14 protein-coding genes and 1 pseudogene are annotated in these 14,628 nt (G+C 73.6%); 9 read left to right on the top strand and 6 right to left on the bottom strand.

Going from position 1 to position 14,628, the window contains the following annotated elements:
- The first annotated feature begins 186 nt into the window (after positions 1–186).
- The 5 genes and pseudogenes from ACQ614_RS34490 to ACQ614_RS34470 all read left to right on the top strand — a co-directional run bounded on the left by ACQ614_RS34490 (position 187) and on the right by ACQ614_RS34470 (position 4,382).
- The gene (locus tag ACQ614_RS34490; RefSeq protein WP_431683046.1) at positions 187–1,020 is read left to right on the top strand and encodes a PIG-L family deacetylase; all 834 of its coding nucleotides are present in this window, start codon (positions 187–189) and stop codon (positions 1,018–1,020) included.
- 157 nt (positions 1,021–1,177) lie between these two features.
- Complete coding sequence (locus ACQ614_RS34485; protein ID WP_431683045.1) at positions 1,178–2,233, top strand: NAD-dependent epimerase/dehydratase family protein; 1,056 nt, start codon at positions 1,178–1,180, stop codon at positions 2,231–2,233.
- Between the two features lie 92 nt (positions 2,234–2,325).
- Positions 2,326–3,045: pseudogene (locus tag ACQ614_RS34480) on the top strand (glycosyltransferase family 2 protein); the annotation flags it as partial.
- The gene (locus tag ACQ614_RS34475) at positions 3,025–3,675 is read left to right on the top strand and encodes a TIGR04282 family arsenosugar biosynthesis glycosyltransferase (protein ID WP_431684105.1); all 651 of its coding nucleotides are present in this window, start codon (positions 3,025–3,027) and stop codon (positions 3,673–3,675) included. The pseudogene ACQ614_RS34480 and the gene ACQ614_RS34475, both read left to right, overlap by 21 nt.
- Positions 3,672–4,382, top strand: coding sequence for a methyltransferase domain-containing protein (locus ACQ614_RS34470; RefSeq protein ID WP_431683044.1), 711 nt, complete (start codon positions 3,672–3,674; stop codon positions 4,380–4,382). The genes ACQ614_RS34475 and ACQ614_RS34470 overlap by 4 nt, the downstream gene beginning before the upstream one ends.
- 23 nt (positions 4,383–4,405) lie before the next feature.
- On the opposite strand, the gene ACQ614_RS34465 is transcribed toward ACQ614_RS34470, so the two are convergent.
- On the bottom strand, positions 4,406–5,800 hold the full coding sequence (locus ACQ614_RS34465; RefSeq protein ID WP_431683043.1) for a glycosyltransferase 87 family protein: 1,395 nt from the start codon (positions 5,798–5,800) through the stop codon (positions 4,406–4,408).
- A gap of 210 nt (positions 5,801–6,010) precedes the next feature.
- Between ACQ614_RS34465 and ACQ614_RS34460 the strand changes: the two genes are divergently transcribed.
- Both ACQ614_RS34460 and ACQ614_RS34455 read left to right on the top strand, forming a co-directional pair.
- Positions 6,011–7,093: a molybdopterin-dependent oxidoreductase gene (locus tag ACQ614_RS34460; RefSeq protein ID WP_431684104.1), complete on the top strand. Its 1,083-nt coding sequence runs from the start codon at positions 6,011–6,013 to the stop codon at positions 7,091–7,093.
- Positions 7,093–7,530 carry a hypothetical protein gene (locus tag ACQ614_RS34455; protein WP_431683042.1) on the top strand — a complete coding sequence of 146 codons (438 nt, stop codon included), beginning with the start codon at positions 7,093–7,095 and terminating at the stop codon, positions 7,528–7,530. The genes ACQ614_RS34460 and ACQ614_RS34455 overlap by 1 nt, the downstream gene beginning before the upstream one ends.
- On the opposite strand, the gene ACQ614_RS34450 is transcribed toward ACQ614_RS34455, so the two are convergent.
- Positions 7,496–8,350: an S-methyl-5'-thioadenosine phosphorylase gene (locus tag ACQ614_RS34450; RefSeq protein ID WP_431683041.1), complete on the bottom strand. Its 855-nt coding sequence runs from the start codon at positions 8,348–8,350 to the stop codon at positions 7,496–7,498. The genes ACQ614_RS34455 and ACQ614_RS34450 overlap by 35 nt on opposite strands.
- Positions 8,351–8,576: 226 nt before the next feature.
- On the opposite strand from ACQ614_RS34450, the gene ACQ614_RS34445 reads away from it, so the two are divergent.
- Positions 8,577–8,987, top strand: coding sequence for a hypothetical protein (locus ACQ614_RS34445; RefSeq protein WP_431683040.1), 411 nt, complete (start codon positions 8,577–8,579; stop codon positions 8,985–8,987).
- Positions 8,988–9,030: 43 nt separating this feature from the next.
- Here the strand turns inward: ACQ614_RS34445 and ACQ614_RS34440 are convergent, their stop codons facing one another.
- Complete coding sequence (locus ACQ614_RS34440; protein ID WP_431683039.1) at positions 9,031–9,714, bottom strand: TetR/AcrR family transcriptional regulator; 684 nt, start codon at positions 9,712–9,714, stop codon at positions 9,031–9,033.
- 141 nt (positions 9,715–9,855) lie between these two features.
- Here ACQ614_RS34440 and ACQ614_RS34435 point away from each other — a divergent pair, with 141 nt between their 5' ends.
- The gene (locus ACQ614_RS34435) at positions 9,856–11,037 is read left to right on the top strand and encodes a choice-of-anchor Q domain-containing protein (RefSeq protein ID WP_431683038.1); all 1,182 of its coding nucleotides are present in this window, start codon (positions 9,856–9,858) and stop codon (positions 11,035–11,037) included.
- Between the two features lie 83 nt (positions 11,038–11,120).
- Here ACQ614_RS34435 and ACQ614_RS34430 read toward each other — a convergent pair whose 3' ends face one another.
- The 3 genes from ACQ614_RS34430 to ACQ614_RS34420 are packed head-to-tail and all read right to left on the bottom strand — an operon-like array spanning position 11,121 to position 14,628.
- Complete coding sequence (locus ACQ614_RS34430; protein ID WP_363491337.1) at positions 11,121–11,474, bottom strand: putative quinol monooxygenase; 354 nt, start codon at positions 11,472–11,474, stop codon at positions 11,121–11,123.
- The gene (locus ACQ614_RS34425; protein WP_431683037.1) at positions 11,471–12,640 is read right to left on the bottom strand and encodes a ferritin-like domain-containing protein; all 1,170 of its coding nucleotides are present in this window, start codon (positions 12,638–12,640) and stop codon (positions 11,471–11,473) included. The genes ACQ614_RS34430 and ACQ614_RS34425 overlap by 4 nt, the downstream gene beginning before the upstream one ends.
- The gene (locus ACQ614_RS34420) at positions 12,637–14,628 is read right to left on the bottom strand and encodes a GMC family oxidoreductase (protein ID WP_431683036.1); all 1,992 of its coding nucleotides are present in this window, start codon (positions 14,626–14,628) and stop codon (positions 12,637–12,639) included. The genes ACQ614_RS34425 and ACQ614_RS34420 overlap by 4 nt, the downstream gene beginning before the upstream one ends.

Raw genomic sequence — 14,628 nt, 5'->3', positions numbered from 1 at the left:
TGCCGCCCTGCCCGATCATAGGATCATTCCGGCGGGACCTCGGGCATCCACCGACCGGCCGAAACGCCACCCGCCGACCGGCGGGCCGGTCCCCCCGCGCTCCCGGTCAACCCGATATTGCGGGGCGGTCGCCTGCCCGCCTGGCGCAGACTGGGCCCGAAGCACATGCGAGACCGGAGGATGATCATGATTGAGCGGCCCTTGACGCTGATGGCGGTGCACGCCCACCCCGACGACGAGGCCACCGGGACGGGGGGTGTCCTCGCCCGGTACGCGGCGGAGGGCATCCGCACGGTCCTCGTCACGTGTACCGACGGCGGTTGCGGTGACGGACCGGGGGGTGCCAAGCCGGGCGATCCCGGGCACGATCCGGCGGCCGTGGCCGCGATGCGCCGTCGGGAACTCGAGGCCAGCTGCGACGTCCTGGGAATCGACCACCTGGAGCTCCTGGAGTACGCCGACTCCGGGATGATGGGCTGGCCGGCCAACGAGGCACCCGGTTCGTTCTGGCAGACACCCGTGGAGGAGGGCGCCGCCCGCCTCGCCGAACTGCTGCAGCGCTACCGGCCCGACGTGGTCGTGACCTACGACGAGAACGGGTTCTACGGCCACCCCGACCACATCCAGGCGAACCGCATCACGATGGCGGCGCTGGCGATGACCGGGATGGCACCGAAGGTGTACTGGACGACGGCGCCGCACTCGCAGATGAAGCGGTTCGGGGAGGTCATGCGCGAGTTCGGCGCGGACTGGGAGGAGCCGGATCCGGCGGAGGCCGCCGCACTGGCCGAGATCGGCCTGCCCGACGAGGAGATCACCACCTGGGTGGACACCACCGAGTTCGGCGGCCAGAAGTTCGACGCGCTGGCCGCGCACGCCAGTCAGGGCGAGAACATCTTCTTCCTGAAGATGGGCAAGGAGCGGTTCACCGAACTGATGGGCGTGGAGACCTTCGTACGGGTCCAGGACACCACCGGCGCGGCCGTGCCCGAGAACGACCTCTTCGCCGGGCTGCGCTGATCCCCGGCGCGCCGCGGACGTTGCCGTGACCGGACCCAAAGGAGCGGTCCGGTCACGGCCGGGCCGTCGGCCCCGGGCCCGCCGCGTGTCTTACCGAAGCGTGACGCGCCGCCCGGTACCGGCCCGGGGCCCGGTCCGGCGGGTAGCGTCGCCGGGCATGAGGATTCTGGTCACCGGCGGTGCCGGGTTCATCGGTTCGGCAGTCGTGCGTTCGGCCGCGGCGGCGGGCCACGAGGTCCGGGTGCTGGACGCCCTGCTGGAGGCGGTCCACCCTCCGGGTACTGTGCCCGACCTGCCGGCCGGCGTGGAATTCCGGCAGGGGGACGTGCGCGACGCGCACACGGTGGAGCAGGCCCTGGCGGGGGTGGACGCGGTCTGCCACCAGGCGGCGATGGTGGGTCTCGGGCTCGACCTCCGCGACGCACCGGACTACGTGGGCTGCAACGACCTCGGCACAGCGGTCCTGCTGTCGGCCATGGCCGGCGCGGGTGTGCGGGACCTGGTGCTGGCCGGCTCCATGGTGGTGTACGGCGAGGGCCGTTACGCATGCCCGGCGCACGGGGACGTCGCACCCGGTCCACGGCGTCCGGAGGACCTGGCCGCCGGGCGTTTCGAGCCGCCGTGTCCGGTGTGCGGCGAGGCCCTGCGGCCCGGTTCGGTGGCGGAGGACGCCCCGGCGGATCCCCGCAACGTGTACGCCGCCACCAAGCTCGCCCAGGAGCACCTCGCCTCGGCGTGGTCCCGCGCCTGCGGCGGGCGGGTCATGACCCTCCGTTACCACAACGTCTACGGCCCGGGGATGCCGCGCGACACGCCCTATTCCGGGGTGGCCTCGCTGTTCCGCTCGGCGCTGGCCCGGGGCGAGGCACCGCGGGTGTTCGAGGACGGGGGCCAGCGCCGCGACTTCGTCCACGTCGGGGACGTGGCGGCCGCCAACCTCGCCGCCCTGGCAGGCATCGGCGTCTGCCCGGACGGCGCCTCCCGGGCGTACAACGTGGGCAGCGGCGAGGTGCGTACGGTCGGCGGGATGGCCGAGGCGCTGTCGGCCGCCTGCGGCGGCCCCGCCCCGGTGGTGACGGGCCAGTACCGCCTCGGCGACGTCCGGCACATCACCGCGGACTCGTCCCGGATCCGCAGCGAGCTCGGCTGGCGACCCGAGGTGCCCTTCGACGAGGGCATGGTGGAGTTCGCGGCGGCGCCGCAACGGGCGTGAGCACCGGGTGGGGCGCAACGCCGCACCCGCCTTGCGACGTTGGACTTCCGTAAGGCGTGGAGTGCGCCGCCGGGCCGCCCGGCACGGTTAGCGTGGCCCGTGTGACCCCTCCACCCCCGTTCCCGACGGACGTCGACGTCGTCCTCCCCTGCCTCGACGAGGCGGCCGCCCTGCCGTGGGTGCTCGGCCGTGTCCCGGCCGGCTGGCGGGCGATCGTCGTCGACAACGGCTCCCGCGACGGCTCCGCCGAACTGGCCCGTTCGCTCGGCGCGACGGTCGTCACCGAGCCCCGGCGCGGCTTCGGCGCCGCCTGCCACACCGGGCTGCTGAGCGCCACCGCCGACGTGGTCTGCTTCATGGACTGCGACGGCTCCCTGGACCCCGCCCAACTCCCCCGGGTCGTCGGCCCGGTGCTCCTCGACGCGGCGGATCTGGTCCTGGGCCGCCGCCGCCCGTCCTCGCCACGGGCGTGGCCGGTGCACGCCCGCCTGGCCAACGCCGTCCTGGCCGGCCGTCTGAGGGCCCGCACCGGCGCCCGGCTGAACGACCTCGGCCCCATGCGTGCCGCCCGCCGGGAGCGGCTGCTCGCCCTGGGGCTCGGTGACCGGCGCTCGGGCTACCCGCTGGAGATGGTGCTCACCGCCGCGGCGGCCGGCATGCGGATCGCCGAGACGCCGGTGGACTACCTGCCCCGCGCGGGCCGTTCCAAGGTCACCGGCACGGTGCGGGGCACCGTGCGGGCCGTCCAGGACATGCGGGCGGTCCTGGCGGCTCCCCCTCCCATCCTGCTGGTGATCGCCAAGGCGCCGGTCCCGGGCCGGGTGAAGACCCGGCTCACACCGCCCTGGACGCCCGAGCAGGCCGCCGCACTGGCCGAGGCCGCCCTCACCGACACGCTGTGCACCCTTTCCACCGTCCCCGCGGGCCGCCGCGTGGTGGTGCTCGACGGCCCGCCGGGTGACTGGCTGCCGCCGGGCTGGCAGGTGGTTCCGCAGTGCGGCGGAGGCCTGGACGAGCGCCTGGCGGACGCCTTCGCGCACGCCGAACGGCTGGCGCCCGGTGCGCCGGCACTGCTGGTCGGCATGGACACCCCGCACCTGCGGGCCGACACGCTGTCCGCACCCCTGTCCGCCGTCGGACGCTCCGGTGTCGACGCCTGGTACGGGCCGGCCACCGACGGCGGTTTCTGGGCGCTCGGACTGGCCCGCCCCACCGCAGGGCTGGCCCGGCGGCTGCTGCTCGGCGTACCGATGTCGACCGCCGGAACGGGCGGCGCGCTGCTCGAACGGCTGACCGCCGCCGGTCTGACGGTCCGGCACCTGCCGCCGATGACCGATGTGGACACCCACCGGGACGTCCGCCTGGCCGCCGCCGAGGCACCGGCCGGCCGGTTCGCCGCATGCCTGCGCTCGTTCACCGCGGCCCCGGAGGCGACCGGGTGACCTCCCCTGCCGTCCCGTGGGTGGACGACCCGTTCAGCAGCGCCGTGCACACCGGACGCGGCCCGCTGTGGCTGCGCCGACCGGAGGGCAGCCGCATCGTGCTGGACATCGAGCGCTGGTGCGCGCCCGCCGCCGGGGCCGACCACGACCTGCTGTTCCGATGCACCCGGCTGTCCGCACCGGTCCTGGACGTCGGCTGCGGGCCGGGCCGGCTCGTGGTGGCCCTCCTGGCTCTCGGGGTGCCAGCCCTCGGGGTCGACATCACCGCCGCGGCCGTGGCCCGGACCCGGCGCATCGGGGGCCTCGCCCTGCGCCGCTCGCTCTTCGACCGGCTGCCCGGCGAGGGCCGTTGGGGCGGTGTGCTGCTCGCCGACGGCAACCTGGGCATCGGCGGCGATCCCGATGCCGTCCTCCGCCGCAGCGCCGAACTCCTCGCCCCCGGCGGCACCCTGCTGGTCGAGGTCGAACCCGACGAGGTCGACGAGCGGACGACCGTCCGGGTCGAAGGAGCGGACGGCCGGCTGGGCCCGCCGTTCACCTGGGCCCGCCTCGGCGCAACGGCGGCCGTCCACCGGGCCCGCAGGGTCGGCCTGGCGGAGGCGGAGCGCTGGACCTCGCACGGCCGCCGCTTCCTCGCGCTCCGCTCGCAGCCGGGCACCGGCCGGCAGGTGGCCCGTACGACGGCCGGGGGCCCCGCAGGCGGCTGATCCGACAGGCCGTCGGACATGCGTCAACGGCGTTCCGGCGCCGCACGGGACCGGCCGGCGGGGCCGTCACCCTCGCTCCGCGGCACCGCCGGGTCCGGCGGCCGCCGGAGGAGTTGACGCCGCAGCGGCACCACGAGCACGCACACCAGCGCCGCCCCGTAGGCGACCTGCTGGACCGTCTCACCGCCGGCCAGGTAGAGCACCTGGCCGGCTGCCGGGACCGCGAGCCATTCCCGGCGGCCGTCGAGCGCCACCAGCGCGACCACGAGCAGCCCGTACCAGGGGTAGGCCGGCGCCACGAGCAGCAGGGCCGTCCCGGTCACCAGCAGCGCACCGCGCCACGGGCGCCGGGGGTCACCCCGCCGCAGTACCCACAGCACGACCGCCGCCAGGAACAGCCCCGCCGCCCACGGCGCCCAGCCGTCCGGCAGGACCAGGCGCACGAGCCCGAACCGGCCGAGCCGTTCCTGTCCGTACCCCTCCTCCTGCAGGTACCCGGGCAGGTATCCCAGGACCGCCGCGCCCGAGACGGCCGCGTACGGCAGGTACGCCAGCGCGAACGCCCCGGCGGCCGCGCCCGCAAGGACGAGGTCCCTCCTGGCCGGACGCCCGGACAGCAGCCCGGACAGGGCGCCCGGCAGGGCGAGCGACGGCAGCAGCTTGGCGGCGACGGCGGCGCCGCTCAGCACTCCGCCGCTCACCGGGCGCCCGCACGCGGCACGGCCCAGGCCCGCGACCACCAGCAGGGCCCCGAGCGTGTCGACGTGCGCATCGTTGACCGCCCACACCGTGACGCCGGGGCACCACCCCCACAGCGCCGCCCGGCGGCTCCCCCGACCGGTCGTCAGCAGCACACCGGTGGTGGCGACCGCCAGCAGCGCACCCGCCGCCTGCACCCCGCGCACCCCGCCCCCGAACGGGTGCACTGCGAGGAACCACGCCTCGGCGACGGGCGGGTAGACGGTGTGCACGGCGGGCCGGTTGATCCGGGTGCAGTCCCCGGCCGCCGTCCGCCGTTCGTCCCAGCCCCTGCAGCCGTCCTCCGCGGGGAAGAGGCCTTCGTCGCGCAGCCGGACGAGTGCCGGATCGTCCGGCGCGTGCGCATAGGGCGAGATCCCCGCCGCCTGGACCCGCCCGTCCCACACGTACCGGTAGGCGTCGTCGCTGGTGCGCGGTGGTGCCAGCAGCCCCGTCGCGGCGACGAGGATGCTCCCCGCCAGGACCAGCGGCGCCGCCCGACGGTCCGGCACCCGCCGCAGCAGCACCAGGGCGAGCGTGAACAGCGCGGCATCGAGCGCGTACCAGCCGTACAGTGCAGCGCGGTCGCCGAGCGTTCCGCCGACGGTCACGGTCAGGGCCAGGGCCGCCACCAGGGCGGCGACGGCGAGCGCGCAGGGCAGGCGGGTCCGGGTCGTCACGGGCCCACCCTGCCAGCCGGCGGCCCGCGCGCCGTGGCACCGTGGCACCGCCGCCGTTCGGATTCCGTAAGCACGTCGTACCTCCTCCCGGGCGACTCGGAGCGCTTCGATGGACGTGTGGAATCCAAGGCTTCCGGCGTCCGCCGCCGTTTCGATCACGCCCTGCCGCCGCCTCCGGCGTTCCTGCGCCGCGGCCCCTTCCGGCCCGACGTGTTCCCGTCGCCGCTGCACGAGCCGCGCACCACCGTCGTCCTCGGCCGCTGGCTGGGCGCGGCGCTGCTGGTCTGCTTCCTGACCGGGCTCCTCAGCCATCTGCTCCAGGAGCCGCCGGCCTGGCTGTCCGGCCTGCTGCCGGCACGTCCGGTGAACGGCTACCGCGTCACCCAGGGCCTGCACGTGATCAGCGGCATCGCCGCGATCCCCCTCGTCGGGGCCAAGCTCTGGACGGTCTACCCACGGCTGTTCGAGTGGCCGCCGGCCCGCAGCGTGCTCCACGCACTGGAGCGGCTCGGCATCGCCGTGCTGGTCGCCGCGGTGCTGCTGGAGTTGTTCACCGGCCTGCTGAACACCCTCCAGTGGTACCCGTGGCCGTTCCCGTTCCGCCAGACGCACTTCTGGCTGGGCTGGCTGGCGACCGGAGGGCTGCTCGTCCACATCGCCGCCAAGGCTCCGCTGATCGCCCGGAACTGGCGCAGGCCCCGGGTGCCGCTGCCCGGCCGCCGCGCCTTCCTGGTCTCGGTGACCGCGGCCACGGGAGCGGTCACCCTGACCACCGCCGGGCAGACCGTGCCCTGGCTGCAACGGCTCGACCTGCTGGCACCGCGCCGTCCGGACACCGGCAGCCAGGGTCTGCCGGTCAACCGCACCGCGGCACAGGCCGGCACCGTGAGCGTCCCCGCCGACTGGCAGCTGGAGGTCGTCGGCCCGCGGCCCTACCGGTACACCCTCGACGATCTGCGCGGGCTCCCCCAGCACGAGGCCGTCCTGCCCATCTCCTGTGTGGAGGGCTGGAGTGCGAGCGCCCGCTGGGGCGGGGTGCGGATCGCCGACCTGATCGCCCGGGCCGGCGCGCCCGCCGACTCCGCCGTCCGCGTCACCTCGCTGGAGGCCGACGGCCCGTACCGGGTCATGGAGATGCCCGCGCAGTACGCCCGCGACCCGCTCACGCTGCTGGCACTGCGGGTCAACGGCCTGACCCTGAACCCGGACCACGGCTTCCCGGCACGGATCGTCGCACCGAACCGGCCGGGTGTGCTGCAGACGAAGTGGGTCGCCCGGATCGAGGTGCTCTGATGGCTGCCTGGCTCCGGGGCACCGTCCTCGCCGCCGGTCTGGCAATGATCGGCTACGGCGTGTACGGGCTGCTGAACGACCCTTACGTCACGGCGCCGGTGGACGTCCTGGTGTGGGCGGTCGGCGGTCTCCTGCTGCACGACGGCCTGTGGGTGCCGCTGCTCTGCCTCGTCGGCGCGTACGCGGCCCGCGGTCCCGTGTTGCGCGGCTGGCTGGTCGTGGCGGCGGCGATCACGGCCGTGGGCCTGCCGGCCGTGCTGCGCGCCGCCGACGACGACCACGGCAATCCGTCACTGCTGCCGCTGCCCTACCTGCGCAACTGGCTGCTGGTGCTGGCCGCCACCGCGGTGCTCGCCCTGGCCGTCGGGCTGGTGCGGCGGTGGCGGCGCAGGACCCGCCCGGTCAGGCGCCCGGCACGCCGGGAAGACCGGTCGTGAGGCCGTCGAGCGCGTGGGCGCACGGGCACGCGCGCTCGACCGGCAGCAGCTCGACCGCCTTGAAGAGCACCGCCCGCAGCCGCTCCACGTTCCGTGCGAACTCCGCGAGCACCTCGGCGTGGGTGACGCCCTCACCGCTCTCCACACCCGCGTCGAGGTCGGTGACCAGGGCGATCGAGGTGTAACACAGGCCGAGTTCGCGGGCGAGGACCGCCTCGGGGTGGCCGGTCATGCCGACCACCGACCAGCCGTTGGCGGAGTACCAGCGCGACTCGGCCCGGGTGGAGAAGCGCGGGCCCTCGATCACCACCGTCGTTCCGCCGTCCACCGCGTCCCAGGCCGCACCGGCCGCGGCCGTCAGGGCCGAACGGCGCCCGTGCGGGCAGTACGGGTCCGCCGGGGACACGTGCACCACGTGCGGCACCGAACCGTCCGGCAGCGGCTGCCCGTCGTAGTAGGTCTGCACCCGGCCGGAGGTCCGGTCCACGAACTGGTCCGGCACCAGCAGCGTCCCGGGGCCGAGCTCGGGCCGCAGCCCGCCCACCGCGCACGGCCCCAGCACCTGCCGCACTCCCAGCGAGTGCAGCGCCCACATGTTCGCCCGGTAGTTGATCCGGTGCGGCGGCACCCGGTGGCCGCGCCCGTGCCGCGGCAGGAAGGCGACCCGCCGGCCCGCCACCTCGCCCACCGACAACACGTCGCTCGGCTCTCCGTAGGGTGTGGCAACGCGCACCTCGGTCACGTCCGCCAGCAGTTCGTAGAGTCCGGAGCCGCCGATCACACCGATCTCGGCCGTGAGCCGTTCCTGAATGTCCGTCACGCGATTCGTCCTTCCCGGTCGCCGTGCCGCCACTGTAGGAGCGGAAGCCGGACCGGGCGGCGATGCGCGACCTTACGGTTCACGAACGCCGGCCCGGCCGGGGCCGCTCCGGGACACGTCCCCGGGATCGCTGCCCGGGCGGCCCCGTTCGGCCGTCCCGGCGACACTCGGGCCGAACTCCGTGGCGATCGCCGGTCATTCGCGACGGTGTCAGTACGGTGACCGGATGAACCCGCCGATCATCGACTCGAAGCCGGTTCTCCGGCAGGCCGATCTGCTCGCGGCCGGCCTCCGGGCCGCGGCGGCCGCCCGTATCGCCGAACTCCGCCGGTCTCTCGGCCCGGTGGCCGCCGGCGAGGCCGACCGGCACCGGTGGCAGCTGCTCCTCGACGACGATCGCCGGCGCGCCCTTGCCGAGCACGACGACCTCGTGCAGCTCCGGAAGGCTGCCGGGCACGCCTGGTCCGAGGACCGGTTGGGCGACCTGGTCCGGCTCGCCGTCCGGTACCGCGAGCACCTGCGGCTCGGCGACGACCTCGTCGGCGCGATCCGGCAGATCGACGCCTTCGCGGACGCCCACCCCGGGTGGAGCACCGGCCACGTGCCACCCACCCGCAGCGGCCACCGGGTGCCGTGAGGAATCCAGGGCCAGGAGCGGTGCAGCCGGAGCGGAGTGGGGATCAGCCCTCCGGCGCCGGGGGGTCGGGCCGGGCCACGCCGAGCAGGGCGAGGCAGATGTGGAGCACCGCGTCCTCCAGGGCGGGGACTTCGCCGATGCGTCCCTGGCGCAGGCGGCGGCAGACGGCTTCGTGGGTGGCGTCCGCCGCGGCCATGTAGGCCTCCTCGGGGATGCGGTCGTGGCCGGGGATCCTTGCGCGCCAGGCGCGCATGGACTGGGCGAACCAGGAGCGGCAGGCTTCCTGGTGCTCGCGGGCCCGGCCGCCGGCCGCGGCGGTCTCCAGGAAGAACGCCGTGGCGAATTCGGGCTCCTCGGCGATGAACCCGAGGTAGGCGCGGATCGAGGCGCGCAGGGTCGCCACCCGGGACAGCGATTGGGCCGACGAACGCACGAAGGACGCCTCGAGCCGCTTGACCATCAGCTCGCGGCCGGTGTCCGCGGCGGCGATGAAGCACTCCTCCTTGTCGGCGAACATCTCGTAGAACGTCTTGCGGGAGACGCCCGCCCGGGCGGTGACGTGGGCCACGGTCGTGGCGATGTAGCCCTTTTCGGCCACCACGACCGTCATCGCGTAGAGCAGGCGCTGACGCTGCGACCCCGTCACGAGCTCCCGCGCGAGCCCGTGCGGGCCGCGGGGAAGCCCGCTCAGGCTGGGCTGCATCAGCGGCCGGATCGAGTCCTTCATAAGTGACCACCAGTCTGATACATGTTGTAGACGCAAGCGTTTCTGACTTGCCGTCAAGTTACGAGTCAGTAAGGAGCGTAAATGCCAAGGACGACTGCCCTTCCGGCCCTGGTCGCATTACTGGCGGCCCTCTCGGGGACCGTGGCCGCCGCCCCGGCCCCCGCCCGGGCCGCCACCGAGCCCGTCACCTTCCGGGTCGACTCCACCGAGGACGCCGTGGACGCGAACACCTCCGACGGCGCCTGCCGCACCACCACCGGCACCTGCACCCTGCGAGCAGCGGTCATGGCCGCGAACGCCCGGCCCGGCAGCACCATCGAGCTGCCGGCCGGCCACTACCGGCTCACCATCCCTCCCAACCCCGACCTGCTCAACGGACGCACCGCCGACCCGACCACGGGCGATCTGAACCTCACCGCGCCGACCACCGTCCGCGGAGCCGGAGCGCGCCTGACCGTCGTCGACGCCGACCACGTCGACCGGGTCTTCCGCATGGGTGCCGACACCCAGCTGTCCGACCTCACCGTCACCGGAGGAGTCGCCAAGCAACGGGAGGTACCCGTCACCGACCCCGGCGGAGGCGGCATCGCCAACGGCGGGCACATGACGCTGAACCGCGTGACGGTCACGGGCAACTCGGCCGGCTACGGCGGGGGCATCTTCAACATCCCCGGCTCCCACCTGACGCTGATCGACAGCACCGTCAGCCGCAACACGGCCGGCGAAGCGGGAGGCATCCGCTTCGACGACACCGGCACCGTGGTCAACTCGACGATCGCGGACAACCGCGTCACCGACGACTGGGACCGGCCGGGCAGCCTGTCCGGATACGGCGGCGGCATCGACATCCGCGGCCGCGGCCTGGTGGAGATCCGCAACTCCACCATCACCGGCAACAGTGCCACCGACGGCGGAGGCGGGATCAACATCGCCCCCGCCTACCTCGACAGCCTGCCCTCGCCGATCACCGACGTCGTCAACCTGCCGCTGGGCCACCTCGCCCTGCACAACACCGTCGTCGCCCGGAACACCGTCGGCCAGGCGCCCGCCGACTGCAAGATCGTCTTCGCCGGGGTCGAGTCACGGGGCAACAACCTCGACAGCTCCAACAGCTGCCGCCTGACGGCCCCGGGCGACCTGCCCGGCCGTGACCCCCTCCTCGCGCCCCTCGGCGACAACGGCGGGCCCACCGACACCGTGGCGCTGCTGCCCGGCAGCCCCGCCGCCGACGCCGCCGCCGGCTGCCCCGCCGCCGACCAGCGCGGTGTCCCCCGCCCCCAGGGCCCGGCATGCGACATCGGAGCCTACGAACACCGGCAGTGACCTCCCTCCCACGGCCTCAAGGACCCTGCGAACACGCAGGGTCCTTGAGGCTCGCCCGCGAGGTCCGGGCCGGGCGGTGGCGGTCAGCCGATGGCGGCCCCCCGCACGAAGCCGGCGAAGCGGTCGGCGAACTCGGCACTGACGTAGAGCCTGTCGTCGTTCTGGACGAACAGGTCGAGGTGCTTCTCCAGCCAGTCGGTGAAGATCTTGCCCTTCCGGTGGTCGTCGAAGGCCTGACGGCTCGTCCACGCGCCCATGAAGATCACCTCGTTCGGGGTGGGCGGCGGCAGGGAGCCCGCCACGTCGGCGGTGTGCAGGCAGTACATGAGGGTGTCGGGCTCGCCGTCCTTCACCTGCTGCACCAGGTCCTTCAGGGCGGCCACCGCCTCCTGCTCACGGCCGGGCAGGCACCACCACTTCGTGACGATGGAGATCACCGGTCCTGTCCTCCTCGGTTCTCGAGCCGCTGGACGAGCTTGTCCCGGTCTCCGCCCGGCGGTACGTAGGAGAAGCGGGGGCAGAGCGTGTGCCCGGGCTTGGCCGGGTTCGGGGTGCGCATCAGGGCGACGGCCGTGTTCTTCAGCGCGTACATGGTGTGGACGGCCTGCTGCAGCGCCGGCCGTTCCCGGTCGGCGTGCCGGTCGAGCGGGTCGACGACCTCCTTCGGCTCACCCGCGAAAGCGCGGTAGATGTCGTCGACGAGATGCGAGTACGCCAGGTCGAAGGCGTCCAGGGCGGAGCCTTCGGGACTGTCGGAGCCGCCGTTGTGCGGGGTGTACAGCGCCGGCTGGACGGCGGTGTAGTCGACCAGCAGCATGGCCCCCTCGGGGTTCTGGTCGGCCCGCTGGTCGGGGCGGAACCGGCGCCCGGTCTGGAGCTCGCGGAAGCGGGCGTAGTGGGAGTACATCTGCCAGCCGGAGCCGAGCCGGTCCGCGTCGGTGACCGTCTTCGCGGGCCGGTGCAGGTACTCCTCGGGCAGGCCCTCGCCCTGGTCGACGATCTTCAGGACGGCCTCGCGCGCGGTGGCGCGGTCCTTCACCTCGACGACGTGGCCAGCGCCGCCGTAGTAGTCGCTGTCCGGGATCTGGCGGACGGGCCGGAAGGCGCCGTCCGGGCAGATCACCGGGTCGTTCAGGGCCGCGTCGACCGCGTCGTAGAACTCGCCGATGGTGCGGAATCCGCCCGACTGCACGGGAATGGCGTCGAGGGTGGCGGCGCCGTGCAGGGGGTGCTCGATCCGGACGAAGCCGTCCACGGCGCGGGGCGTGAGCGGGAGCAGCTCGAGCGTGCCGATGCCGGAGACCAGCGGACTGTCCAGCGGGTAGGCGGGGATCGGGCTGAGGTTCCTGCGGCCCTGGAAGTCGACCGGCCCGGGGCTGGGGACCTCCCCGAGGGCGTTGAGGACGTTTGCGGCGAGCGTCATGTGGAGCATCTCCTCCATGACCACGCTGCGGATCGTCTGCGCCGCGTCGGTGTTGCGGCCCGCCTCGATGGAGTACAGCGCGGTGAGGTAGACCGGGACGGTGCTGAGCTCCAGTCCGACGGCCAGCTGCAGAGCGGCCTTGAGGTCCTTGAGGCTGGTGATCCTGGTGGACTCGGTCATGCGTCCTTCCCCTTCAGCTGCTCGGCGATCCGGTCGCCGGTTCGGAGGGCCAGCGCGGTCATGGTGAGCGTGGGGTTGGAGGTGCCCAGGGTCGGCATGCTGCCGCAGCCGACGATGTAGAGGTTGGGCAGGTCGTGGCTGCGCTGGTGGCTGTCGACCACGGAGGTGGTCGGGTCGGTGCCCATCCGGTGGGTGCCGACGACGTGCCCCGCACCGCGCACCCAGTAGGTCACGCCGTCGTGGGTGACGGCCGACGGGTCGTTCGGGTCGTAGTGGGTGTAGTCGCCGGGCCGGTACTCGGGGCGCCGGACCTTGTCGCCGATGCCGAGCTGGGTGAACAGCTGCCGGCTCGCCTCCGAGGCCCAGGGCAGCGAGGCCCGCACGTACGGCGAGAGGTCGTAGTGGATGACGGGCCGGTGGTTGCCGAGCGCGTCCTTGTAGCGGTCGTCGATGGTGACCCGGTTGGTGGGTTCCGGGTCCTGCTCCAGCTCCCAGGCGATCCGGAACTGGCGCGGCAGGATCTCCCCGAGCCGCGCGCGCAGCTCCTTGCCGTAGAGCCCCACCTGCCCGCTCTCGCCGCCGCCGACCAGGTCGTGGACGGTGTCGTAGGGGGCGTTCTCCGGGAAGTTCCAGCCCCAGTTACCGATCTCGACGCGGAAGGCGGTGCGCTCCGAGCGGAAGGTGCCGTCCCGGAAGGCGGGGATGCCGGAGGTCGAGCCGGGGCCGCGGAAGGCGCCGACGCCGTCCTCCAGCAGGCCCCAGGTGATCAGCAGCGGATGGTCCATCAGGTTGCGGCCGACCTGGTCGCTGTTGTTGGCGGCGCCGGAGGCGAGCAGCAGGGTGGCGTTCTCGACGGCGTTGGCGGCCAGCACGTAGGTGTCGGCGGTGACGGTGTGCTCCACCGGCGCGCTGCCGTCGTCGAAGTACGTCCAATAGGTGAGCCCGGTGACCGTCCCGGTCCCGCCCGTCCGCTGGGTGTGAAGGACGCGGGAGACCACGCACTGGCTGCGGATCGCCACCCTGGCCCTGCGGGCGCCGCCGTCCGCCGGGTCCCGGTCCGGGTACTTGACGATCAGTTCGTAGAGCGTCTTGAGGGCGTTGTACTTGGCCTGCGCGGGGCAGATCGGGATGCAGCTGGAGTTGCCCTCGCAGCGCTGGCCCTGGTCGAAGTTCCCGACCGCACCGATCACCTGGTAGCCCTCGGCGGGCCGGGAGTTGCGGCCGACCGGGGTGTTGCTGACCTCGACGGGGAACGTGTGCGGCCTGCCGTGGTCGTCGGTCAGCTCGACCACCAGGCCGGCGGACTTCTTGGCGAGGTACTGGTCGAGGTAGCTGCTGGGGATCCGCTCCATCGGGAAGTGGTAGACCCCGCCGGGGAACTTCCCGGTGTCGGCGCTCTTGAAGTACTTCGCCGGGTCGCCGCCGATGCCGGGGTAGACCTGGTCCTCGACATTGGCCGAGACGCCGATGATGTCCCACTCGGCCCGCTCGTAGTAGGGCTTCAGATCCTCGTAGCCCAGCGGCCAGTTGACGCTGTGCCCGTACGCGTCCTGCATCCTGAAGTCGTTGGGGAGCATCCGCAGGCAGGTGCCGAGCCAGTGCAGCGTGGTGCCGCCGAGGGACCGGGCGTAGTCGCTGCCGAAGGGCAGCGGGCCCATCTGGACGAAGTACCCGTTGTCGCTGGGCACCCTGGTCGTGCCGTCCGGGCCCATGATCGGCCGGCCGATGTCGAGGACGTCCGGTTGCGGTGCGGAACTGCTGGCAGGGTAGGGCGAGTTCGGGACCTTGGCGAGCGCCTCCTGGTACGCGTCCACATAGGTGTCGTACTTGTCGGCGCTCATCGCCGTGGCCCGGCCGGCCTCCAGGACGAGGATGCGGGGGTGTCGGGGCGGGGTCTGGGCGGCGGCCTTCTCGATGACCGTCTTGGCGATCGTCGCCGCGGAGATGCCGCCGCCGACGATGACGATGTCGTAGTCGTTGGTACTCAT

Origin of the sequence: Kitasatospora dryopteridis (genome assembly GCF_050749075.1) — a bacterium.
Classification (GTDB): domain Bacteria; phylum Actinomycetota; class Actinomycetes; order Streptomycetales; family Streptomycetaceae; genus Kitasatospora.
Note: the sequence above shows the minus strand (reverse complement) of the source record. Positions and strands in the feature narration are given on the sequence as shown.

Excerpts from the sequence above, each read along its gene's own strand:
- ACQ614_RS34490 (WP_431683046.1), top strand. The coding sequence starts at position 187 with ATGATTGAGCGGCCCTTGACGCTGATGGCGGTGCACGCCCACCCCGAC.
- ACQ614_RS34485 (WP_431683045.1), top strand. The coding sequence starts at position 1,178 with ATGAGGATTCTGGTCACCGGCGGTGCCGGGTTCATCGGTTCGGCAGTC.
- ACQ614_RS34455 (WP_431683042.1), top strand. The coding sequence starts at position 7,093 with ATGGCTGCCTGGCTCCGGGGCACCGTCCTCGCCGCCGGTCTGGCAATG.
- ACQ614_RS34445 (WP_431683040.1), top strand. The coding sequence starts at position 8,577 with ATGAACCCGCCGATCATCGACTCGAAGCCGGTTCTCCGGCAGGCCGAT.
- ACQ614_RS34440 (WP_431683039.1), bottom strand. The coding sequence starts at position 9,714 with ATGAAGGACTCGATCCGGCCGCTGATGCAGCCCAGCCTGAGCGGGCTT.
- ACQ614_RS34425 (WP_431683037.1), bottom strand. The coding sequence starts at position 12,640 with ATGACCGAGTCCACCAGGATCACCAGCCTCAAGGACCTCAAGGCCGCT.
- ACQ614_RS34420 (WP_431683036.1), bottom strand. The coding sequence starts at position 14,628 with ATGAGTACCAACGACTACGACATCGTCATCGTCGGCGGCGGCATCTCC.